Source organism: Paenibacillus sp. FSL R7-0048, from assembly GCF_038004505.1.
Lineage (GTDB): Bacteria > Bacillota > Bacilli > Paenibacillales > Paenibacillaceae > Paenibacillus_AQ > Paenibacillus_AQ odorifer.
Genome location: NZ_JBBORF010000001.1, coordinates 6,765,442 through 6,788,971, shown reverse-complemented (window position 1 = coordinate 6,788,971; position 23,530 = coordinate 6,765,442). Strand labels below are relative to the sequence as shown.

24 protein-coding genes and 1 riboswitch are annotated in these 23,530 nt (G+C 46.1%); all 24 genes read left to right on the top strand.

The window, feature by feature from the left end:
- Positions 1-93 precede the first annotated feature (93 nt).
- The 24 genes from fni to atpG all read left to right on the top strand — a co-directional run bounded on the left by fni (position 94) and on the right by atpG (position 23,422).
- Entirely contained in the window at positions 94-1,233 is a 1,140-nt protein-coding gene (gene fni, locus NSQ91_RS30100; RefSeq protein WP_081391782.1) for a type 2 isopentenyl-diphosphate Delta-isomerase, read from the top strand.
- A gap of 36 nt (positions 1,234-1,269) precedes the next feature.
- The gene (locus tag NSQ91_RS30095; RefSeq protein WP_232061473.1) at positions 1,270-1,740 is read left to right on the top strand and encodes a GNAT family N-acetyltransferase; all 471 of its coding nucleotides are present in this window, start codon (positions 1,270-1,272) and stop codon (positions 1,738-1,740) included.
- Between the two features lie 168 nt (positions 1,741-1,908).
- Complete coding sequence (locus tag NSQ91_RS30090; RefSeq protein ID WP_340921083.1) at positions 1,909-3,276, top strand: S41 family peptidase; 1,368 nt, start codon at positions 1,909-1,911, stop codon at positions 3,274-3,276.
- A 100-nt stretch (positions 3,277-3,376) separates the two neighbouring features.
- A complete protein-coding gene (gene ychF / locus NSQ91_RS30085; protein WP_036681604.1) occupies positions 3,377-4,477 on the top strand; it encodes a redox-regulated ATPase YchF in 1,101 nt (366 codons plus the stop codon).
- Positions 4,478-4,710: 233 nt separating this feature from the next.
- Positions 4,711-5,787: a peptide chain release factor 1 gene (gene prfA, locus NSQ91_RS30080; RefSeq protein WP_036681601.1), complete on the top strand. Its 1,077-nt coding sequence runs from the start codon at positions 4,711-4,713 to the stop codon at positions 5,785-5,787.
- Positions 5,777-6,766 (top strand): peptide chain release factor N(5)-glutamine methyltransferase, encoded by a 990-nt coding sequence (prmC, locus tag NSQ91_RS30075; RefSeq protein ID WP_076307538.1) that lies wholly within the window; start codon positions 5,777-5,779, stop codon positions 6,764-6,766. Before prfA ends, prmC begins: the two co-directional genes overlap by 11 nt.
- A 140-nt stretch (positions 6,767-6,906) precedes the next feature.
- A complete protein-coding gene (locus NSQ91_RS30070) occupies positions 6,907-8,091 on the top strand; it encodes an FtsW/RodA/SpoVE family cell cycle protein (protein WP_076123938.1) in 1,185 nt (394 codons plus the stop codon).
- A gap of 527 nt (positions 8,092-8,618) precedes the next feature.
- Positions 8,619-9,806, top strand: a complete 1,188-nt coding sequence (locus tag NSQ91_RS30065) for an FtsW/RodA/SpoVE family cell cycle protein (RefSeq protein WP_038573648.1) — start codon at positions 8,619-8,621, stop codon at positions 9,804-9,806.
- Positions 9,807-9,904: 98 nt separating this feature from the next.
- Entirely contained in the window at positions 9,905-10,648 is a 744-nt protein-coding gene (gene spoIIR, locus NSQ91_RS30060) for a stage II sporulation protein R (protein ID WP_076099806.1), read from the top strand.
- 104 nt (positions 10,649-10,752) lie between these two features.
- On the top strand, positions 10,753-12,114 hold the full coding sequence (locus NSQ91_RS30055; protein ID WP_340921591.1) for an L-threonylcarbamoyladenylate synthase: 1,362 nt from the start codon (positions 10,753-10,755) through the stop codon (positions 12,112-12,114).
- A 104-nt stretch (positions 12,115-12,218) separates the two neighbouring features.
- Entirely contained in the window at positions 12,219-12,791 is a 573-nt protein-coding gene (locus NSQ91_RS30050; RefSeq protein WP_076182070.1) for a manganese efflux pump MntP, read from the top strand.
- 45 nt (positions 12,792-12,836) lie between these two features.
- A complete protein-coding gene (locus NSQ91_RS30045) occupies positions 12,837-13,424 on the top strand; it encodes a low molecular weight protein arginine phosphatase (protein ID WP_036681588.1) in 588 nt (195 codons plus the stop codon).
- A gap of 48 nt (positions 13,425-13,472) precedes the next feature.
- Positions 13,473-13,555, top strand: a riboswitch (ZMP/ZTP riboswitch).
- A 74-nt stretch (positions 13,556-13,629) separates the two neighbouring features.
- On the top strand, positions 13,630-14,214 hold the full coding sequence (locus NSQ91_RS30040) for a TIGR01440 family protein (RefSeq protein ID WP_076192358.1): 585 nt from the start codon (positions 13,630-13,632) through the stop codon (positions 14,212-14,214).
- Positions 14,215-14,329: 115 nt separating this feature from the next.
- Positions 14,330-15,577, top strand: a complete 1,248-nt coding sequence (gene glyA / locus NSQ91_RS30035) for a serine hydroxymethyltransferase (RefSeq protein ID WP_038573642.1) — start codon at positions 14,330-14,332, stop codon at positions 15,575-15,577.
- A gap of 422 nt (positions 15,578-15,999) precedes the next feature.
- A complete protein-coding gene (gene upp, locus NSQ91_RS30030; protein WP_036681583.1) occupies positions 16,000-16,629 on the top strand; it encodes a uracil phosphoribosyltransferase in 630 nt (209 codons plus the stop codon).
- A 58-nt stretch (positions 16,630-16,687) separates the two neighbouring features.
- Positions 16,688-17,848: a non-hydrolyzing UDP-N-acetylglucosamine 2-epimerase gene (gene wecB, locus NSQ91_RS30025; RefSeq protein ID WP_076123932.1), complete on the top strand. Its 1,161-nt coding sequence runs from the start codon at positions 16,688-16,690 to the stop codon at positions 17,846-17,848.
- Positions 17,849-18,026: 178 nt separating this feature from the next.
- Positions 18,027-18,260 carry an AtpZ/AtpI family protein gene (locus tag NSQ91_RS30020; protein WP_036681579.1) on the top strand — a complete coding sequence of 78 codons (234 nt, stop codon included), beginning with the start codon at positions 18,027-18,029 and terminating at the stop codon, positions 18,258-18,260.
- Complete coding sequence (locus NSQ91_RS30015; protein WP_036681578.1) at positions 18,253-18,630, top strand: ATP synthase subunit I; 378 nt, start codon at positions 18,253-18,255, stop codon at positions 18,628-18,630. Before NSQ91_RS30020 ends, NSQ91_RS30015 begins: the two co-directional genes overlap by 8 nt.
- Positions 18,631-18,659: 29 nt before the next feature.
- Positions 18,660-19,427, top strand: a complete 768-nt coding sequence (gene atpB / locus NSQ91_RS30010) for a F0F1 ATP synthase subunit A (RefSeq protein ID WP_036681575.1) — start codon at positions 18,660-18,662, stop codon at positions 19,425-19,427.
- Between the two features lie 105 nt (positions 19,428-19,532).
- Complete coding sequence (atpE, locus tag NSQ91_RS30005) at positions 19,533-19,745, top strand: F0F1 ATP synthase subunit C (RefSeq protein ID WP_036681574.1); 213 nt, start codon at positions 19,533-19,535, stop codon at positions 19,743-19,745.
- 97 nt (positions 19,746-19,842) lie between these two features.
- Positions 19,843-20,331: a F0F1 ATP synthase subunit B gene (atpF, locus tag NSQ91_RS30000; protein WP_076123930.1), complete on the top strand. Its 489-nt coding sequence runs from the start codon at positions 19,843-19,845 to the stop codon at positions 20,329-20,331.
- On the top strand, positions 20,328-20,879 hold the full coding sequence (locus NSQ91_RS29995; RefSeq protein WP_076123928.1) for a F0F1 ATP synthase subunit delta: 552 nt from the start codon (positions 20,328-20,330) through the stop codon (positions 20,877-20,879). Before atpF ends, NSQ91_RS29995 begins: the two co-directional genes overlap by 4 nt.
- A gap of 11 nt (positions 20,880-20,890) precedes the next feature.
- Positions 20,891-22,402 (top strand): F0F1 ATP synthase subunit alpha, encoded by a 1,512-nt coding sequence (atpA, locus tag NSQ91_RS29990; RefSeq protein WP_036681566.1) that lies wholly within the window; start codon positions 20,891-20,893, stop codon positions 22,400-22,402.
- Positions 22,403-22,552: 150 nt separating this feature from the next.
- Positions 22,553-23,422: an ATP synthase F1 subunit gamma gene (atpG, locus tag NSQ91_RS29985; RefSeq protein ID WP_036681564.1), complete on the top strand. Its 870-nt coding sequence runs from the start codon at positions 22,553-22,555 to the stop codon at positions 23,420-23,422.
- The last annotated feature ends 108 nt before the right edge of the window (positions 23,423-23,530 follow it).

Genomic DNA, 23,530 nt, shown 5'->3' with positions numbered 1-23,530 from the left:
GAGATGTGAATTGTAATCGCTAACCTCATATTGTAAATTCATCTGTAGGGATATGTTATAATAAATCGAGTTTGGAAATAGGAGGAACGCAGCATGAATCATACGCCAGAAGAGGCCGTGCCATATGATGCGACTAGGCAGTCTGGCGCAGATCATGGCAAGGACCTACCGGCTGCAGAGGCTTCTGACAAAAGATCTTTATTGCCTACATCGAAGACAGGCGAACGCAAAATTGAACATGTACGGCTTTGCCTAAATGAAGAAGTAGGTGGCGTCGGTGTGACTACAGGGTTTGAACATTACAGATTTCAGCATAATGCTCTGCCAGAGCTGAATTTCGACGATATATCATTGCAGACTACGTTTTTGGATCGTAAGCTGCGTACACCGCTGCTCATCAGCTCGATGACAGGTGGCAGTGCAGCTACAGGAGCGATTAATGCCCGGTTAGCCGCAGCTGCGCAGCGTCGTGGTTGGGCGCTGGGTGTAGGTTCGGTTCGGGCGGCAGTGGAGCGTTCTGAGCTTACGGCAACCTTTTATGTGCGGGATCAAGCGCCTGATATTCCGGTTATCGCCAATATTGGTGCTGTACAGCTGTCCTATGGTTTTGGGATTGAGGAATGTCGCCGGGCTGTGGATATCGCAGGTGCTGATTTTCTTGTACTGCATCTGAATGGCCTGCAAGAGGTCTTTCAACCGGAAGGGAACACTGGTTTTGCCTCTTTGCTATCGCAGATAGAGAAGGTATGCCGGGCACTTGAGGTCCCTGTAGGTGTGAAAGAAGTAGGCTGGGGCATTGATGGAGATGCAGCTGCACGTCTTTATGATGCAGGAGCGGCTTTTATTGATGTTGCGGGTGCAGGCGGGACATCTTGGAGTCAGGTGGAGAAGTTCCGCAGTGTAGATCCTATACGGCGGGCAGCGGCGGAGGCTTTCGCAGATTGGGGCACTCCAACAGCTGATTGTATCACAGAGGTGCGCGCAGTTTCTCCGCAGGGCGCTTTGATTGGCAGCGGCGGACTGAAACATGGCGTGGATGCAGCGAAAGCATTGGCACTTGGAGCTGATCTGGCAGGCTTTGGCCGCAATCTGTTAGGGCCGGCTGTCGATTCTGAAGAGGCGCTGGATGCTGCATTAGCACAGGTAGAACTGGAGCTAAAAATAGCAATGTTTGGTATTGGCGCTCCAGATTTAGCAACTTTACGTGGAACTTCCCGTTTAATACGTAAATAGGATGGTAAATATTGAAGCGAGGAAGTGAGTAAGATTATGATTAAACTGATCCATATGGATGAGTCGGCCTTTCAATTTTTCTTAGGTCAAGCTACCCGGGATTATGCGGAAGATAAGATCAGCGCCGGTGCTTGGGATCCAGAGATCGCGATGAAGCTGTCTGAGGAAGCTATAACGCGCTCTTTGCCAAAAGGGCTGCACACAGATGGTGCTTATCTATATTCTATAGTAGAAATAAGCAGTGATGAACAGGTGGGTTATATCTGGTTTAACGTAAGTGAAGGCCGTGGTGGCCGCGAGGCTTTCATTTATGATTTTTATGTTTTTGAACCGTTCCAGAGTAAGGGTTATGGCAAGCAGGCTATGATCGCACTCGATGAAGAAGCCCGGGAGATGAATGTTACCAAAATCGGGTTGCACGTCTTCGGCCAGAACAATCGCGCATTTGAGCTATACAAAAAAATGGGGTATATCGTAACTGACATCACGATGTCTAAAGATCTATAGTCCATAAGTGTGAGGACCTCGAAAGAGGTCTTTTTTTGTTTTTCTACTGAATTATTATGTAAATAATTGTGATAAATATATTTGATTTAGGATGATTAGGAAAATATGATTAAAAAATAACTTCCTGAAAATGGATTAAGTCATAAAGAGAGAAAAGGGGGGATTAAGGTGAGGCCAAGGACTGTATCGTGGGTGGTTGTTTCCGCAGTAGTATTACTATTACTGGTTAGCTGCAACAGTGGCGATTTACCAGGAAAGAAGAAATCTGAGTCTGAGCAAGTCCAGGCAAGTCCGGTTGCACCGCTAGCCTCTTCAGCTGTAGTTGAAGAACAATCGAAAGTAGCGTTGCCTTCATTGACAGTGGAAAAAAGGCTAGAGGATTTTGATTATATGTGGAAGATTATTGAGGAGAACTATCCTTTCCTAGAGGTGAATAAACGTCTCAATGGAGAGGATTGGCTTGCTAAAAAAGAGGAATACCGCAATAAAATAGCAGCCGTGAAATCGGATGATGAGTTTTTGAGACGAATGAGATTTGTCCTTAGCGGATTAAACAATGGGCATACGAATTTTATATCCAAGGAGGAATATCCTTGGTACCTACATACCTATGTTCAGGCAGGTTTTGGTTATGAACCTTGGATCGACGTGGTTCAACAGCCTAACGTATTGGCCCGTTACAACCAGAAACCTTTAACGGAGCAGCAAAACTCTAATGATATCAATAACGATATGCATAATGGTGGAGATGGAGTAGGAGATGTAACAAAAAAGACTTCTGGGAATGTAAAAAAAGTCATTATAGAGCCCGATCGAATCGCTTATCTCGGCATGCAAAGCTTTGACGGGAGTCTCATGGAGATGGACAGCTCCGAGATCCATGATTTTTTAATAGAGGTAAAGGACTATAAGACCTTAATATTAGATATCCGCGGAAATGGGGGAGGAAACAGTAATTATTGGAGAATTCATATTGTTCCTCTGTTGATTAATAAACCTATCGAATATAATACATACTTCCTTTATACAAGAGGCAAATATGCGGAGACTTTTATGCAGGCACGTCAGATCACAGCCGGGCAACAACCTATTTCCGGCATCAAAGATGAGCAACTGCCTAATCTGCCATCTGAGGCTTTAAAGATGTTCAAGACATATAGAAAAATAAATGATGTAGTAACTCCTAATAAATCTGTTGGATTTGAAGGGAAAATCTATTTGCTGGTTGATAGCTCTGTGTATTCATCAGCGGAAGGTCTTGCAGCCTTTGCAAAAGGCACCGGGTTTGCAACGGTTGTAGGCGGCAGGACAGGTGGGGATGGACTAGGGATAGATCCGCTTGTTGTTGCATTGCCAAATAGCGGTTATGTATTCAGGTTTTCCTTTGAAATGGGTCTGAATTCTGATGGAAGTTGTAATGAAGAGGTAAAGACTGTGCCTGATGTGGAGGTTGATCCAGATAAATCTAAGCCATTACTGGACCAGCCGGCGATAAAAAAGGTATTAGAGCTTGCGCGTTCGGACACATCTGCTTGACATCCGGTGTTGCTGGCGAATATGTTCTAATATATAATGGTTTAGATCGTATAGCTTATTCGGATGATCAATTTAGCTGAAAATAGGAGTTGTCATATAAATGGCTTTGAAAGCTGGAATCGTCGGACTTCCTAACGTAGGAAAATCCACATTGTTTAATGCGATAACGCAAGCGGGAGCAGAATCCGCTAACTACCCTTTTTGTACCATTGACCCTAACGTTGGTGTTGTTGAAGTTCCAGATGAACGTCTTGATAAACTGACTGAGCTGGTACAGCCGAACAAGACCGTACCTACTGCTTTTGAATTTGTTGATATTGCTGGTCTCGTGCGTGGTGCGAGTAAAGGAGAAGGACTAGGAAACAAGTTCCTGGCCCATATCCGTGAAGTAGATGCTATCGTGCATGTGGTTCGTTGTTTTGAAGATGAGAACGTTACCCACGTTGATGGAAAAGTAAATCCGATCAGCGACATCCAGACCATTAATCTGGAGCTGATTCTTGCTGATATTGAGAGCATTGAGAAGCGGATTGAGCGTTCCCGTAAGAATATCAAAGGCGGCGACAAGAAATACGCTCAAGAAGTTGAACTGCTAGAACGCGTCAAAGAAGTGCTCTACGAAGATAAACCTGCACGCAGTATAGAATTGTCTGATGACGAGAAGCTTATTATCCGTGATCTTCATTTGTTAACATTGAAGCCAGTGCTGTATGCGGCGAATGTAAGTGAAGATGAAGTGGCAAGTGCTGAGGACAATCCTTATGTACAGCAAGTTCGTGATTTCGCAGCTACTGAAGGTGCAGAAGTGGTTCCGATCAGTGCTAAGGTGGAAGCAGAAATTGCTGAGCTTGAAGGCGAAGATAAAGCTATGTTCCTGGAAGAGCTGGGACTGGAAGAATCCGGCCTTAACCGGTTGATTAAAGCGGCTTATAAACTGCTTGGCTTGTATACGTATTTCACAGCAGGCGTTCAGGAAGTTCGGGCGTGGACGATTCGCCGCGGCACCAAAGCACCTGGAGCTGCCGGTGTGATTCATACAGATTTCGAACGCGGATTTATCCGTGCTGAAGTAGTGGCTTACGCGGATCTTGTGGCAGCTGGTTCCATGAACGGTGCGAAGGAACGTGGTCAACTACGTCTTGAAGGTAAAGAATATTTGGTGCAAGACGGCGACGTAATGCATTTCCGTTTTAACGTTTAAGAAGGTTTAAGTGTACGAATGATAAAGGGGTCATCTCGAGCAGTGGGAGTTTCTATTGCTGGGATGATCCTTTTTAAAAATATAAGCTTTTTATTAAGGTATTATGCGTACGGAACTGTAGCCATTTCACAATATCTTTGGTATAATATAAAGTCGTATATCTATTTTTATGACAGTACAAATTTGATGTTATATTTGCGAATTTGAAATTGAATCAGGAGAGGTGAATTCCCTTGTTGGACCGATTGCAATCCCTGGCGGACCGCTATGAGAAGCTCAGTGAACTGCTTTGTGATCCGGATGTTGCAAACGACAGTAAGAAACTGAGGGACTATTCCAAAGAACAATCAGACCTACAGCCCGCATTTGAGGCGTATACTGAATATAAGAGTGTAATGGAAGAGCTTGAAGCTGCTAAGCAGATGCAAGGCGAAAAGCTTGATGATGAGATGAAAGAAATGGTCAAGATGGAAATTGATGACCTTTCCAAACGTCAAGTGGAGCTGGAAGAGAGAATCCGCGTATTGCTGCTGCCTAAAGACCCGAATGATGATAAGAACGTAATCGTTGAAATTCGTGGTGCAGCGGGTGGTGATGAAGCAGCATTGTTCGCTTCAGACCTTTACCGGATGTACACTCGTTATGCTGATGCACAAGGATGGCGCGTTGAGTTAATGGATGTTAACGCGAGTGATCTTGGTGGATTCAAAGAGGTAATCTTCCTTATTAACGGCCGTGGTGCATACAGTAAGCTGAAATACGAAAGTGGTGCGCATCGCGTACAACGTATCCCAGCGACCGAATCCGGAGGTCGTATTCATACCTCTACTTCTACGGTGTCTGTGATGCCGGAAGCTGAGGCTTTTGAGATCGAGATCCATGATAAAGATATTCGTGTGGATACCTTCTGTTCAAGTGGTGCAGGCGGACAGTCTGTAAATACGACCAAGTCTGCAGTACGTGTAACCCATGTACCTACAGGCATCGTTGCTACCTGTCAGGACGGTAAGTCACAGAACTCCAATAAAGAAAAAGCGCTGCAAGTGCTTCGTGCCCGTATCTCTGATATGAAACGGCAGGAAGAAGAAGCGAAGTATGCTGGTGAACGGAAGAGCAAAGTAGGTACGGGTGACCGTAGTGAGCGCATTCGGACGTATAACTTCCCGCAGAGCCGGGTTACAGACCATCGTATTGGCCTGACACTGCACCGTTTGGAGCAGGTTATGAACGGAGAAATCACTGAAATTATCTCAGCCCTTTCAATCGCTGAACAAGCTGACTTGATGGATAATATGGATAATGGAGAATAATGCTTTGAACGATGGCGTATATGTCATGTCGGAAGTCAAAAGCATCCGGGAAGCCTTTGCGGAGGCTTCTTCTTTTTTGAGCCGGAGCGGCTGCAATGAACCGCAGCGCAGTGCACAATTGCTGCTGGAGCATGTGCTTGGAGTGTCTGGCGCAGCTTATTACATGGCGCTGGCAGATCCTTTTCCAGCTGCGGTTAAGGAAGCATTTGAGGCGGGAGTTACCCGCCGGGGCGCTGGTGAGCCGGTGCAGTATATCATCGGCGAGCAAGAATTCTACGGGCGGCCTTTTGAGGTGACGCCTGACGTGCTTATTCCGCGGCCGGAGACGGAGCTGCTTGTCGAGGCGATTTTACGTTACGGCGCGGAGCTTTGGCCGGACGGCGTTGTAACGCCGGGCGAAGCGGCGCTGGATAGCGCGGGCGGCGCTGCGGCCCGCAACGGAGGCGGCGCGGGGGACGTGCGCGCCGCAAGACCGCTGGCCGCCGTCGATATCGGCGCCGGCAGCGGTGCGATCTCCGTCACGTTGGCGGCGGAAGCGCCGGCGTGGCGGGTCTGCGCCGGCGATATTTCGCCGGCAGCTCTGGCTGTGGCCGAGCGCAACGCTTTGCGCAATGGCACAGCTGTGGACTTTCGGCTCGGCGATCTGCTCGAGCCGTTCGCGGGGATGGAGACGGATATTCTCGTCTCCAACCCGCCATACATCCCCGGCGAGGATATCGCCGGGCTGCAGCGTGAGGTGCGCGACCATGAGCCGCGCACTGCGCTGGATGGCGGAGCGGACGGGCTGGACCCGTACCGCCGCATGATGGAGCAGCTGACGCTGCTCCCGGCACCGCCGCGCCTGATCGGCTTTGAGCTTGGCTTCGGTCAAGCTGAGCAAGTCGCTGCACTCCTTGCGGCAGCGGGCCATTGGACCGAGATTATCACCATTAATGATCTGGCTGGAATCCCGCGTCATGTGCTAGGCATAACGAGATAATATTGCCTGCTATGCAGAGGGTTCATTTTGTCCGGAGTAGAGAAATTGTATTTTCAATCCGACTTCCTTTACAATAGAATTTAGCAGGATTTCTTAGGGGATCATAAAGAAAGCCCAGATATAGAGTAGGGAGGCAGAGCGTGCTTCAGAAGATTAAAAAGATTGATGGTGCTATTGTAGTCGTTCTGTTATTACTCATGGTGGTCAGCATCTTCGCCATATATAGCGTTACTCATGGAAGAGAGAAGCTGGACGGACATCATATTCGTATGATGATGTATTATGCTATTGGTTTTGTAGCTTTTATTGGAATGACCTTTTTGGATTACAGAATATTAGTGAAATATGCGATATATATTTATTTGTTTGGGATAGGGATGCTGGTGCTCGTCAGCTTTTTGGGCGAGACCAAAAATAATGCGCAAGGCTGGTTGACCCTGCCGGGGGGCCTGAGTCTGCAGCCTGCAGAGCTGTTCAAGCTGATATTAATTCTTTTTCTGGCAGCCATGCTTGTCCGCAAGAATAAGAGTAAGCTTCTGTTCTGGCGGGATGTTGTGCCGCTTGGCCTTCTGACCTTGTTTCCGTTTCTTATTGTCCTTACCCAAAATGACCTTGGGAATGCCTTGTCTTACGTTGTGATTCTTGCGGGTCTGTTGTGGATTGGCAATATTAAATACACGCATGCATTAATCGGGCTGGTCATCGTGGCTAGTTCTGCGATTGCGGGAATTATGAGTTATATCCATTATCATGATGAAATTAAAACCTTTCTTACGGATATTGGACGATCTCACTGGATTGAACGTTTTGATCCTTGGCTTGTTCCAGACAAGGCGACAGCCAAAGCCCTTTATCATACTAAAAACGCCAAGCTGGCGATTGCATCAGGTGGAATGAGTGGCGAAGGCTACATGAACGGCAGCTCCGTTCAGACGGATCGGGTGCCATATACGTATTCAGATTCTATCTTTGTGCAGATTGCTGAAGAGTTTGGGTTTGTAGGTTCTGCGTTTGTGTTGCTGCTGTACTTTATTTTGATTCACCGGATGATTCTGATTGCGCTGGAGTCTAGGGATAGAGCTGGCCCTTTCCTGATTGTCGGCGTTGTCGCGATGATGTTGTATCAGATTTTTGAGAATATCGGCGCATTTATCGGCTTGATGCCATTGACTGGTATTACGTTACCTTTCATCAGCTTCGGGGGTACATCACTGCTCATTAATATGGCCAGCATCGGGCTGGTAATGAGTGTGCGCCTGCACGGGCAAGAAGTGGAAGAGGATTTTCCTAAACCTACTCCTTATGCAGCTGCCAAACAGGTGTAACCACGAAATAAAGTAGAACCGTCAGGTCCTTATTGTTTAATAGGGGTGCTGGCGGTTCTTTTTGATGGAGGACGGCTTCGTCGGATTGGTGTAATACGTAATACGGGCCGTTTCAGGTAAGCAAGCTGGAAGCAATTCGTATTTGTATTTGTATCGTATTCGTATTTGTATCCTGACTTGGACTCAGATGCCCTTATACTCGAATATTAACTACGTATTGGATAGTATCGGACCGCAAAGACGTTATTTGATCAAAAAGACTGGATTTACTGCAAAATGGCAAGTAATAACGACTCTGGAGTCCGCAAAAGTTCCCGTGAAGCAATAAATCCATAAATAAAGTCTACGGAGTCCGTTAGGTTTGGATCATAGAGTAAAATCACGTCAGAGTGTAATTTTAATAGAAAGATATTTTATAGATTGGCTACATAAATTTGGAATTATATTCACGAATGTTCTACAATAGAAAGGAACGACTTTCCCTGAGAGAGGAGAGTTGAAACCTTAACAGAGTAAGGGGCTTGCAGATGCTTCAAAAGTTCAAAAGGATTGATAAGGTAATTGTTACTGTTCTGATTTTGCTGATGGTGATTAGTATTTTTTCAATATACAGTGTAACCAATGGAAGAATAACGCCTCCGATGAAATTGGATGGCTTTCATTTACAAATGCTTAAATACTATATTTTAGGTTTTGTAGTTTTTATTGTGCTCGCTTTTGTGGACTTTAAGATATTTGTTAAACATGCACTTTATATTTATCTCTTGGGCTTAGTCTTGTTAGTGTCGGTTAGTTTTATTGGTAAAGTAGAGAACGGTGCTCAATTGGGACTTGAGATCGGTGGACTTAGGTTTCAGCCTGCCGAGCTGTTTAAATTGGTATTGATTCTTTTTTTATCATCGATCTTAATTCGAAAACAAGGGTCTACCTTAACCTTCTGGAAAGGGATTGTGCCTCTCACCATTCTTACGTTCATTCCATTTGGTATAGTGATTATGCAAAATGATTTGGGGAATGCCCTTAGCTACATCGTAATATTAATTGGACTTTTATGGATTGGGAATATCAAACTGTCGCATGCGCTCATCGGTTTGCTTATAGTGGGTGGGATCGGCCTTGCTGGGATTTTGAGCTACATAAACTATCATGATGAGGCAGTCAATTTTTTTGAAGGCATTGGTAAGGATCATTTAGTGGAGCGGTTTGACCCTTGGCTGGTACCTGATTTAGCGACAGATAAGGCAAGCTATCACACGAAAAATGCCAAATTAGCTATAGCCTCCGGGGGAATGAGTGGAGAGGGATATATGCAGGGCAGCTCTGTGCAGAATAATCGTGTCCCATATACCTATTCGGATGCGATATTCGTGCAGATTGCCGAGGAGTTTGGATTTGTGGGATCTGCGCTGCTTCTCTTGCTCTTTTTTATTTTGCTGCATCGGATGATATTGATTGCTCTCGAGAGTAAGGAGCGTAGCGGTCCATTTCTAATCATTGGAATTACGGCTATGCTGTTGTATCAAATTCTTGAGAATGTTGGAGCTTTTATCGGCCTGATGCCGTTGACAGGAATAACACTTCCGTTTATCAGTTATGGAGGCACGTCTCTTCTGATTAATATGGCCAGCATGGGGGTCGTGATGAGCGTGCATCTTTATGGGCAGGATGTAGAGGAAGATTTGCAGCTGCATAAGGAGCTGGCATTGAAGTTATAAATTTAATAGATTCATAGGTTTGCAGTCTCTTATCTCCGGGCATACTACTAGCATGAGAGTTAAGAGGAGAGGGGCTGCAACAAATGAACGATAATCTTATGGATAAAAGAGATTCCTTACGTGTAACTTTTAAGTATACTGCCATTTTAATTTGTTTTTTTATGGTCCTCATGATGGCTTGGGAAGGTCAAAAAACCGATGCTGCAGTAGCTGAAGTATCTATTCCCCAAGAATCTATCCGGTTACGTATTCTAGCTAATTCTGACGGAGCGCAAGATCAGCTGGTGAAACGGCAAATTCGCGATAAAATTGTGGAGCAAATGAACCAGTGGGTATCTGCTCTTGAGGATCCGCAGAGCTTGGAGCAGGCACGTGCTCTGATTAGAAATCATCTGCCGGAGCTTAACGCGTTGGTTGGATCAGAGCTGGAGAAACGGGGCATTGAATATTCCTATAAAGTGGAGCTGGGCGTAGTCCCTTTTCCAACCAAATTATACGGTGGTACCGTCTATCCTGCTGGGGAGTATGAAGCTGTACGGGTCACACTTGGTGCGGGCAAGGGACAAAATTGGTGGTGTGTACTGTTTCCTCCGCTTTGCTTTATCGACGCAGGCTCTGGAGATGCGGCAGCACCTGCTGCTGACAAAGGTACAAAAACAGTGTCCGCTGCTGGTGCGGATAACAGTGCTAAGGTGAAATCAGCAGCTGCAAAAACAGTGCAGGCTGATTCCTCGGCAGGAAGTGCTTCATCAGGAGAAACTGCTGCTGAGCCAGAGGTACGGTTCTTCGTCTGGGAGCTGCTGCAAAACCTTTGGAACTGGATCAGTGGATTATGGTCGTAAGACCCTAGATATGTTACTATTTTATAAGCAGATCTATCACGGCTCCCTACTGGGGCCGTTTTTTGCTAAGATAAATTATATCTTCTAGAAAGCCTGTGATGAGAATGAATGAACACAATAATCCTTTATTCGCCGTTCAGCGGCGGAGTGGAAATAGAGATGAGACTGTATACTGGAAGTTGAATTCTGTTGAGGGAACGAACTCTGAGGTAATTCAGCCGAATGAAGCTGACAAGCTGGCGATAGCGGAGGCAGCAACAATGCTTCGCGAAGGCGGAACCGTGGCTTTTACAACCGAAACCGTCTACGGGCTAGGAGCGGATGCCCGAAATACGTCGGCAGTTGAGGCTGTTTTTGCAGCAAAAGGACGGCCCTCTGACAATCCGTTAATTGTACATATTGCGGATACGGTAGCTTTGGACGAGCTTGTTGCAGAGGTGCATCCTAAGGCGGCCGCGCTGATGGCAGCTTATTGGCCTGGTCCGCTGACAGTTGTGCTTCCTGTTCGTGAAGGTGTACTGTCGCCTTGTGTGACGGCGGGTTTGGATACGGTTGGTGTGCGGATGCCGGATCATCCGGTAGCTCTGGCGCTGATAAGTGCCGCAGGTTGTCCGGTTGCGGCGCCCAGTGCTAATCGTTCGGGTCGCCCGAGCCCGACATTAGCTTCGCATGTGATGGAAGATTTGGCTGGATACATTGATGGCGTCCTTGATGGTGGTGCTGCTGGAGTTGGACTAGAGTCGACAGTCGTGCAGGTACAGCCTGACGGAAAAGTTGCTGTGCTGCGCCCCGGCGGGATTACTTCGGAGCAATTGGCTGCAGTGGTGGGAGCAGAAGCTGTAAGCTCAGAGTCCGGTAATGCTGAGACAACTGCTGCCGCAACCGCAACCGCTACTGTCTTGGCTGATTCGGGGACGACAAACTCTCTTATTGATTTCAGTACTGCTGAGCCAATCACAGCTAAAGCAACTACCGCGCAATCTTCAGCGGATTGCCTGAATGTTAACAATCGTGAGCCTTTCGAAAGGGCTACCGCATCTATTGAGCAGCATGGTGCGGATGCTGCTGGCGGCATTTCTGCGCCGCGCGCGCCGGGCATGAAGTACACGCACTACGCGCCGCGCGGCTGGCTTGCTGTAGTGCGCGGCTCTTCCCCGCAACGCGTGGCGGACGAAGCCGCTAGTCAACTTCAGGCGGCGCAGCTAAACGGCGAGGTCACGGGCTTGCTCATCTTCGAGGAGCATAAGGCCCTTTATCCCGCCGACCCTGCCGCCTGTGTTCTTTCCCTCGGCTCGTTATCCTCGCCGGAGGAAGGGGCTCGCTCCCTATATGCCGCCTTGCGGCGCTTCGATGAAGCGGGAGCGACTTACATCTTAGCCGAGGCTTGCCCGTATACCGGCCTCGGCGCTGCAATCATGAACCGGCTTATGAAAGCCGCCGGCGGATCTGTCATCGACGCCGGATAACCACGGCATTGCTTTTTCGTATATGACTCCCATATGAAGTCATGATTACCCCCTTGTCCGCATATCGTTGTTGTACAAGATATTTCGGACTTGGGGGGTTAAGCATGGGCTTAGGAGATGTATATACCGAATGGGGGCAGATTGTTACCATTACTATAATGGCGGTTGCATTAGGGATGGATGCTTTTTCGCTCGGTGTAGGGATCGGGATGAAAGGTATTCGTCTGCTGCATATTCTGCAAATGAGTCTGCTCATTGCTGTTTTTCATATGCTGATGCCTCTCCTGGGTTTATTGACAGGAAGTTATGTCGGACACCTGTTAGGTCAAGTAACGACTTATGCTGCTGGAGGTCTTCTAGTTCTTTTGGGCGGGCATATGGTGTACAACTCCTTTCGTCCGGACACAGGAAGCTCACGAGCTATGGATCATCGAACCTTGTGGGGGATGATACTTCTTTCGCTCAGTGTCAGTATTGACTCTTTCTCCGTGGGTGTATCACTGGGGATGTTTGTGAATGGAGTACTTTTGACCATCTTAGCCTTCGGTGCTTGCGGGGGACTAATGTCGATTCTAGGGTTGCTAATTGGACGGCATGTCAGTCGTGGTCTCGGGGATTATGGAGAAGCGCTAGGCGGTGCAATACTTCTGGGGTTTGGCTTGCTATTCATCTTTTGATACAATAACGGCATTAGAATATTTAATTTCATGGGGGTGCAAAACATGCTGCATATTTTATTCGTCTGCACCGGGAATACATGCCGAAGTCCTATGGCTGAGGGGCTTTTACGAAAGCTCGCGAAGGAACGTGGAATCGACCTGGAAGTGCGGTCTGCAGGTGTATCCGCCATTTCCGGTACTTCTATATCAAGACATGCTGCAGCTATACTGCAGGAAGAAGGAATTCATGATTCAATGGAGTCGTCACAATTGACAGGTCAAGCTGTCGCTTGGGCCGACCTTGTGCTGACCTTGACGGGTGGGCATAAGCAGCATTTGCTGCAGTATTTTCCAGATGCTGTAACGAAAACCTATACATTGAAGGAATACGTGCATGATGAAGATGCGGTGACGGAAGATATCAAGGAATTGGACAGCCTTTACGCAGATGCGGAGTTGAGCTTAGCACTTGGTGGTGAACCGAATGCAACGGATCTGCAGCGGATGATTGAGATTCGCCAGCGTATTCCGAGCTTCGATATTTCTGATCCATTTGGTGGCACGCGTGAGGACTATGAGCTAACTGCTGCTGAGATTCGCACTGCGCTATTCAGTTTGCTGGATAAGCTGGAAACCTTCCGCCATTTGTAAATGGTTGATTTTCAGTTCACTTTGCTTTAAGATGAAGTTACAAATAATCGGTTCCGATGTAACTGGCGACAAATGTGGATCAAACCACGATGGAGCATCGGAATAAACGGCCGGTCGCCTGGGCAAAAGAGCAAATCCGCAGCTACCTGCGGACTGCTCTTTTTTGTTTAAAATAAGCTTGTTTGAAGTTTGAGGAGGTAGAGTGATGGACGAAGTTGTGGAGCTATCATTAACTGAAGCCACCGTCACTGTGTTAAGGGAGTTGGCGGAGGCTGGTAACCTTGGGTCAGGCAAAATTGTTGTCGTCGGAGTGAGCACAAGTGAAGTTGCTGGTGTCCGGATTGGAACTGGTGGTGCACTTGAAGTTGCAGAACAACTGCTTGAAGGTGTTCATTTAGTAGCAGCGGAAAAAGGATTTCATCCGGTGTATCAGTGCTGCGAGCATTTAAATCGTGCACTTGTCATGGAACGCTCTCTGCTAGAGTCACTTGGTCTGAAGGAAGTATCAGCTGTACCTATACGAGGTGCTGGAGGTTCGATGGCTACGGCTGCTTATCACGCTATGAAAGATCCTGTTTTGGCGGAAACGATAGAAGCTCATGCTGGTTTAGATATTGGCGAGACACTGATAGGAATGCATTTACGGCGGGTAGCCGTTCCTTTCCGTCCGACTCTGCGATACATTGGTGCAGCCAGAGTGAATGCGGCATGGACCAGACCCCCACTAATTGGCGGTGAACGTGCGGTATATCGTGCTCCAGAACAAAGTGGTTCACAGTTTTGTGATTAACGAACTTTAGTTTTTATATTTTTTGCAGAAACGTAGACCTAAGTCTCTTTATGGCGGGCAAATCGTTTCTACTTAAATACAACATATCTACACACACTAGGGAGGAAATAAGAACATGGAACAATTGCGTAAGAGTGACCCGGCAGTACTGGAAGCGATGGAACTGGAACTGAAACGTCAGCGTGCCAACATTGAGCTTATTGCCTCAGAGAATATCGTTAGCGAAGCCGTAATGGAAGCTATGGGCTCCGTGCTTACGAACAAATATGCAGAAGGTTATCCAGGTAAACGTTATTATGGTGGCTGTGAAGATGTAGATATCGTTGAGAACCTTGCTCGTGATCGTGCAAAAGAATTGTTTGGCGCAGATCATGTCAACGTACAACCACATTCCGGCGCTCAAGCAAATATGGCAGTTTATCTGGCTGCGCTTAAGCCTGGCGACACTGTTCTTGGAATGAATTTGGCTCACGGCGGTCATTTGACACACGGTAGCCCAGTTAATGCTTCAGGATTGCTTTATAACTTCGTTGCTTATGGAGTACAAGAAGATACTTTCCTAATTGATTATGATGAAGTACGTAAAGCAGCCTTCAAACACCGTCCAAAAATGATTGTAGCTGGTGCTAGTGCCTATCCGCGTATTATTGATTTCGAAAAACTTGGCGCTATCGCCAATGATGTGGGTGCGCTATTTATGGTAGATATGGCCCATATCGCAGGATTGGTTGCTGCTGGTCTTCATCCGAGCCCGGTTCCTCATGCTCATTTCGTTACAACTACTACGCATAAGACTTTGCGCGGTCCCCGCGGAGGTATGATTATGTGCAGACAGCCATGGGCAGCTGCTATTGATAAAGCGGTATTCCCTGGTTCCCAAGGTGGACCTCTGATGCATGTAATTGCTTCAAAAGCAGTCGCATTTGGTGAAGCATTGCAGCCATCCTTTAAGACTTATGCTCAAAATGTAGTGAAGAACGCTAATGTTCTTGCAGAAACGTTGATCAGCGAAGGGGTTAACATTGTATCCGGAGGTACAGATAACCACTTGATGCTGCTGGATACCCGTAATCTGAACATTACCGGAAAAGATGCGGAAAAAGTACTAGATTCCATCGGGATTACTGTGAATAAAAACGCAATTCCATTTGATCCTACAAGTCCTTTCGTAACAAGTGGTATTCGTATTGGTACACCTGCAGTCACATCCCGTGGTATGGACGAGCAGGCGATGGTCACTATTGGACGTATCATTGCTAATGTTCTAAAGAATCCGAAGGATGAGGCAAACTTGGCAGAATCTGCGCGTCAAGTGGCTGAGTTGACTGACCAATACCCTCTTTATCCAGAGTTGAAATACTAAATCTTTGCTTCTAATAAGAAATGATTCTGCCTCCATCCATACCCTCTTCCGGGTTTGATGGAGGCTTTTTTGTTGCATATTGTTCACAAATATCACTGTAGGTAATAGATGAAATTGAATGAAATTAATCATGAAAGTTCATGGAACTTTCAATAAAATTAGTGAAAATAATGTGAATAGTATGAAAAAGCCAAAGTTGCACAACATAATCTAGGTTTTATAAGTGATTGGTTTCCTAATTAAGCCAATCATTACCTTTAAAAACAAGGAAATACAAAGGAATATGTTCAATGTGAGTTCAAGTACCATTCTGAGGTGAAATGCAGCGGCGGGAGTGCTATAATAGACAGGATTTAGCCACTGAGAAGCAAAGCGCTTTCTATGGCTATAGACAAGACTTACAATTACCGGAGGGACAGTAAATGGGAAAATTGGTGATTTGCGATCATCCTTTAATTCAACACAAACTAACATTTATTCGCGACGTTAGAACAAACACGAAGGATTTCAGAGAACATGTTGACGAAGTTGCCACATTGATGGCTTATGAGATTACACGTGATATTCCACTAGAGACCATTACGGTACAAACACCGGTCACTGAGACGGAAAGCAAAGTGATTTCGGGAAGAATGCTGGGGCTTATTCCTATTCTTCGTGCGGGTTTAGGTATGCTTGAAGGTGTACTGAAGCTTCTACCTGCGGCTAAAGTAGGACATGTAGGGCTTTTCCGTGATCCAGACACTCTTCAACCAGTGGAGTATTATATCAAGCTTCCAACGGACGTACAGGAACGTGAATTGATAGTAATTGATCCGATGCTTGCTACAGGCGGATCCGCAATTGCTGCGATTACCTCACTGAAGAACCGTGGCTGTACACAGATCAAAATGATGAACTTGATTGCAGCGCCAGAAGGTGTTGCTGCAGTTCAGGAAGCTCATCCGGATGTTGATATTTATGTAGCAGCGCTTGATGATCATTTGAATGAACATGGTTACATCGTGCCAGGTCTTGGTGATGCTGGTGACCGTCTTTATGGAACCAAGTAATAAGTAATTAAGTATTAAGTATAGTAATGCGAGAATATTTGATGAGAGGGTAGGGGTTATGTCCAAAATCAAAGTAATGACTATTTTCGGAGTGCGCCCCGAGGCGATCAAGATGGCTCCTCTGGTTCTTGAACTGAAGAAGCATCCTGAGCATATCGAATCAATAGTATGTGTAACAGCACAGCATAGAGAACTGCTCGATCAAGTGTTGGAAGTGTTTAATATCACCCCTGATTACGATTTGGACGTGATGAAGGACCGTCAGACCTTGAATGAGATTACTATTCGTGTGCTTGAAGGTTTGGAACCTGTACTGAAAGAAGTTAAACCTGACCTCGTGCTGGTGCATGGGGACACCTTAACAACGTTTTTAGCTAGTTACGCTTCCTTCCTGCAGCAAATTCAGGTTGGGCACGTAGAAGCAGGACTTAGGACATGGAACAAATTGTCTCCGTATCCTGAAGAAATGAACCGTCAACTCACAGGTGTGTTAGCTGATCTGCATTTCGCTCCAACCGATTTGTCAGCTAACAATCTGAGACACGAGAACAAAAAAGAATCAAGTATTTATATCACAGGCAACACCGTAACTGATGTGTTTCAATATACCGTACAGCCGGATTACCGGCATCCTGTTTTGGATTTTGCTTCAGGAAAAAGACTTATTTTGATGACCGCTCACCGCAGAGAATCTCAAGGTGAACCGCATCGTAATATCTTCCGAGCTATTAAAAGAATCGCTGATGAATTCGAAGATGTCGCCATTGTTTACCCTGTGCATCCGAGTCCTGCCGTTAAGGAACCTGCGCATGAGATACTGGGAGGACATCCGAGAATTAAGCTGATTGATCCGCTGGATGTCGTGGACCTGCATAATTTTTATCCGCATACCCACTTGATATTGACCGATTCCGGCGGTCTGCAAGAGGAAGCTCCTTCTTATGGAGTGCCTGTTCTTGTGCTTCGTGATACAACGGAGCGTCCCGAAGGGATAGAGGCTGGAACGCTGGAACTTGTGGGCACGGACGAGGAGAAGGTGTATCAACGGACACATGCTCTTTTGACTGATAATGAGCTCTATCAGTCGATGAGTCGGGCCGCCAACCCGTATGGAGATGGCAAGGCTTCCCAACGGATTGTCAATGCGATTTTGCACCATTTTGGTGTTAATAAGGAACGTCCTGAAGAGTTTCACAGAATGTTCACAAAAAATAAATAATTTCAATTAAACTAATATCTGATCTGATTAAAATCAACATACAGTGAAACTGTACGGTTTATATGGTTTTGGAACGTTTTGCTGTGATTATTTTCATGTTTTCAAGGGTTTTTAGGCAATGTTCAATGAATTGACAAAGACTCAGGAAATTCAGTAAAATTAGTTGGGATTGTAGCCCATGAAAGAACAAAATAGCAAGGACAGCTTGTTACAGACCGCGCTTGTCATTGGAAGTGCAGGCACTTTGCTTGCCGCTTACATTCTTATTGGTTTTTTTGCGGCAAGATGGCTGAAAGACCTGATGGAGGGGCCGAAATATTGGCTCGCCATTGGCACTATAACTGGAATGATTCTGGGAATTGTGAATGTCGCCTTGTTAATTAAAAAATTTTTGGGGGAGCAGAATGGATAATATGACTCCCATGATCAATACCGTCACTAGAGTTACGCTCGTCCTTATGGCAGGACTCTTAATGGGCTGGGTGCTTCATCATGAGACCCGGGCAATTACACTGGGCATGACTCTGGGTCTGGTGGCGGGATTGGTAAACTTTCGTTATCTGGCCGTCAAGGTTCGACGGGTTACGCAGTCGATTGCGAGCAACGAAGGGAATGCCTTCAGCCTCGGTTTTGTTACACGGATTAGCTTCGCAATTTTGGTCACCATGTTCTCGGTCAAGATTGAGCATTTCTCCCTGGTAGCAACTGTTTCGGGCGTATTCATTCCTCAGCTTCTCGCCATTCCTGCGGGGATATATCTGAGTGTGAAGAATAAGCTTTAACCAGATTAAAGAGAAAGGGGGATGATACTATGCATGACATGCCGAAAATATTTGTCGGGGGAATACCGATAGATTTATCCGCCGTGTTGATGCTTCTGATCAGTTGTACAGTGGTGTTTGTTCTGGTTATGCTTTCGGTTCGTAAGCTTTCCGTTGAAAATCCATCCAAGCTTCAGAACTTCATGGAATGGGTTGTGGAATTTGTAGAGGGTGTCATAAGCAGTGCCATGGATCTGAAGAAAGGAAAACCTTACATATCTTTAGGGTTGACATTGATTCTGTTTATCTTTGTTTCCAATCTACTTGGATTGCCTTTCTCCGTTGTAACTGAGGCGCATGGACCTGTAACAGTGTTTGGCCACGTGATTGAAGCAACTAAGAACTTGGCGAATGGTGAGCATGCAGAAATTTTATGGTACAAGTCGCCAACTGCTGACATTAACGTCACTGCAGGATTGGCAATCATAGTATTTGTACTGATGAACTTTCTGGGCATTAAGCTCAACGGCAAACATTATTTCAAACACTACATCGAGCCGTTTCCAATCTTTTTGCCACTGAACATTATCGAAAACCTGGCAAAACCTGTAGCGTTGGCTATTCGTCTATTCGCTAACATTTTCGCCGGAGAAGTACTGATTACAGTCATTTTGAAGCTGGGGATTCTCAGTATTCCGTTCCTGGCTGTATGGCAGGGCTTCAGTATTTTCGTCGGGGCACTACAAGCGTTTATCTTTACGATTCTGACGATGGTTTATATCGCACAGATGACGATTCACGAAGAAGAAGCACATTAATGAACTGCTGCGAAGAGAACGGCTATCGTCTGATTTTCCTTCGTGGGAGATATCTTATATCATTAAACACAAATATGAACCGAAATTAAAGGAGGATATTTACAAATGGAATTTTTAGCAGCAGCAATAGCGGTTGGATTGGGTGCACTTGGCGCAGGTCTTGGTAACGGTATGATCGTTAGTAGAACAGTTGAGTCCATCGCTCGTCAACCAGAAGCGAAAAATGCTTTGCAAACAACAATGTTTATTGGTGTAGGTATCGTCGAAGTTATTCCGTTGGCAGCAACAGTTATCGCATTCCTGATTATGTTTACTTAATAAACCGTAGTTACGGTTTGGCGGGGACGGCCGATGCCATCCGCGCCTTACTTTTGTATACGTCCGCATGACGCGGTAACGGAAGGGAGTGACCTCAGTGGATATTGTTTGGACAAACATAGTATTTTCAATTGTCGCCTTTGGGATTTTATATTTCTTGCTTAGCAAGTATGCGTTCAGCAAACTTTTTGCAGTTATGGAGAAACGCCGTGAGCTGGTAATGCAGCAAATGGACGAAGCTGCGAAGACTAGAGAACAAGCGGTCGCGTATGTGGAAGAGCAGAAGCAAGCGCTGAACAGTGCACGCCAGGAAGCTCAACAGATTATTCAACAATCGCAAATCACAAGCAATCTACAGGTAGAACAAACTTTGGCACAAGCCAAAGCAGATGCAGCACGTGTCAAAGAAGAGGCCGTGCGCGATATCGAGAACGAAAAGAACAAAGCAGTGGAAGAGTTGCGCAGCGAAATTGGAACGGCATCTGTTCGTATTGCTTCTAAACTTCTTAAGAAAGAAGTTAGTGCTAACGGCGAGCAGGAGCAACTTGTGAACCAATACCTCAAAGAGGTAGGAGGCCAATCATGAGCCGCGATACGGTAGTTGCCAAGCGCTACGCTAGAGCATTGTACAGTGCAGCGGTAGAGAAAGGGATTACCCTTGAAGTAGAAGAAGAGCTCAAGGCAGTGGTTGGATTATTACATTCCGACCAAGAGATAAAGCGGTTTATTCTTGCACCGCGCATCTCGGAGTCCGACAAGCTGAAAGTGCTGCGCACAGCGCTTCAAGATAAGCTCTCTCCCATCGTGATGAACATTGTAGAATTGTTAGTAGAGCGAGGCAGAACCGATATTTTTGCCGATCTGCTGGATACGTATATCAAGATTGAAGGAGACGCTCTTGGCATTGGTGATGCTAAGGTATACTCTGTTTATTCTTTAAGTGAAGAAGAAAAAGCAGCTGTAGCTGCAGAATTCGGCCAACTCGTAAACCGTAAAATCCGGATTACGAATGTGGTGGACCCAAGCCTGTTGGGAGGACTGAAAGTTTATATCGGCGATACGCTGTATGACGGCAGTCTGTCTAACAAATTGGAGCGTCTCGAGAAATCCTTTAATGATAAGCATAGAAGATAGGGGTGAGGATATTGGGCATCAGACCTGAAGAGATCAGCACTTTGATCAAAAGTCAAATTGAGGAATATAAAGCCGATATCGAAGTTGCCGAAGTCGGCACCGTCATTCAAGTCGGCGACGGTATCGCCCGTGTCTACGGTCTGGAAAACGCAATGGCAGGCGAATTGCTAGAGTTCTCCAACGGAGTAGTGGGCATGGCGCTCAATCTGGAAGAAAGCAACGTCGGTGTTGTTATTCTGGGTGAGTACAAGGAAATTCGTGAAGGCGATCAAGTAAAACGTACAGGACAAATTATGCAAGTTCCTGTTGGTGAAGCTCTGCTCGGTCGTGTAGTTAACGCACTTGGTATGCCGCTTGACGGCAAAGGCCCAATTGCTACAACTGAATTCCGTCCTGTAGAAAATAATGCACCAGGTGTTATCGATCGTAAATCGGTACATGAACCGATGCAAACAGGTCTTAAAGCCATTGATGCGATGGTACCAATCGGTCGTGGACAACGCGAACTTATCATTGGTGACCGTCAAACAGGTAAGACTGCAATCGCAATTGACGCGATTATCAACCAAAAAGGCAACGGCATGAAATGTATTTATGTTGCCATTGGTCAAAAGCAATCCACAGTAGCACAGGTTGTAGAAACTCTTCGCCGTCATGGCGCTTTGGAATATACAATCGTTGTAACTGCATCGGCTTCCGAGCCGTCCCCATTGTTGTACATTGCTCCATACGCAGGTTGCGCAATGGGCGAATACTTCATGTACAAGGGCGAGCACGTACTGATCATTTACGATGACCTTTCGAAACAAGCTTCGGCTTATCGCGAATTGTCCTTGCTGCTTCGTCGTCCACCGGGTCGTGAAGCATTCCCGGGTGACGTATTCTATTTGCACTCCCGTCTTTTGGAGCGTGCAGCTAAGCTTAGTGACGAGCTCGGTGGTGGTTCATTAACCGCACTTCCATTTATCGAAACACAGGCATCTGACGTATCAGCTTACATTCCTACGAACGTAATCTCGATTACAGATGGCCAAATCTTCCTTGAATCCGATCTGTTCTACTCTGGTCAACGTCCGGCGATCAACGTCGGTATCTCCGTTTCCCGTGTAGGGGGCTCCGCTCAAATCAAAGCGATGAAGAAGGTAGCCGGCTCGCTCCGTCTGGATCTTGCCCAATATCGCGAACTTCAAGCCTTCTCACAGTTCGGCTCAGATCTTGATAAATCTACACTTGCCCGTCTGAATCGCGGGGCACGTATGATGGAAGTTCTGAAACAAGGTGTGAATCAGCCGTTGTCTGTTGAGCATCAAGTGCTTAGCTTGTACACAGCTGTAAAAGGATATTTGGATGATATTCCAGTTAAAGACGTAAAACGTTTTGAAAAGGAATTCCTTGCTTACATGGATAGCAGTGCTGCTGATGTAGCTCAATCCATCAGGGATACAAAAGATTTGACAGCTGATAACGAAGCCGCTCTTAAAGCAGCGATTGATACCTTTAAAAGAGGTTTCGCTACTAGCTAATATAGATAGACTTTAACGGATTTTACTAAGTGAGCTTTGGCTCTGCCGAAGCTCAGGCTGTGCTTATGAAGTAGCTTTGACTTCGTCAAAGTTAAGAGAATGCTTACGAAGTTAGCTTTGACTCCGTCAAAGCTCTAAGGTGGTGAAATCATGGCAAGAAGCATGCGTGATATTAAACGTCAAATTAAGAGTGTTCAAAACACAAGACAGATCACAAAAGCGATGGAAATGGTAGCCGCATCCAAGCTGAGAAAAGCTCAGGAGAAGGCAATTGCCGCCCGTCCTTATGCTGAGAAGCTAAAAGAGGTTGTATCGAGCATTGCGGCTGGCACAGAAGGTGTTCAACACCCTATGCTGGTTAGCCGCCCTGTGAAGAAGACTGGTTATCTAATCGTTACCTCTGATAGAGGGCTTGCAGGTGGTTACAACGCTAATATTTTGCGTAAGGTGACAATGCTCATCGCGGAGAAGCATAAGTCCAAAGATGAGTACGCATTGTTTGTTATTGGTCGTAAGGGCCGTGACTTTCTACGTCGCCGTGAATATCCGATTGTACAGGAAGTTACTGAGCTGTCGGATGCGCCGAAGTTTGCTGACATCAAGTCTATCGCGAATTCGGCAGTACAGCAGTTTGTAGATGGTACGTATGATGAGTTGTATGTTTGTTACAATCAATTCGTCAATGCTATCACCCAGATCCCAACCGTTGAGCGACTGTTGCCTATGGATGGAGTAGGGAATCAAGAGCATCATGAAGCTTCTGCAAACTACGAATATGAACCTTCACCGGAAGGCGTGCTAGAAGTATTGCTTCCAAAGTACGCTGAAACTTTGATTTATAGCGCTATTCTGGATGGCAAGGCCAGTGAGCTGGGTGCGAAAATGACAGCTATGGGCAGTGCAACGAAGAACGCGTCGAAAATGATCGGAGAACTTACCCTTACGTACAACCGTGCCCGTCAGGCGGCAATTACGCAGGAAATTACCGAGATCGTGGCCGGAGCGAACGCGCAGTCTTAAAATACAAGAAAAGTTAAACTAAGTGCTTAACTTGTCTTGTATTTTACGAGAAACAGTGTCGCTTGCTTAGGGTGCATAGCTCCTTAAGAACGGCACTGTAAGTTCTTC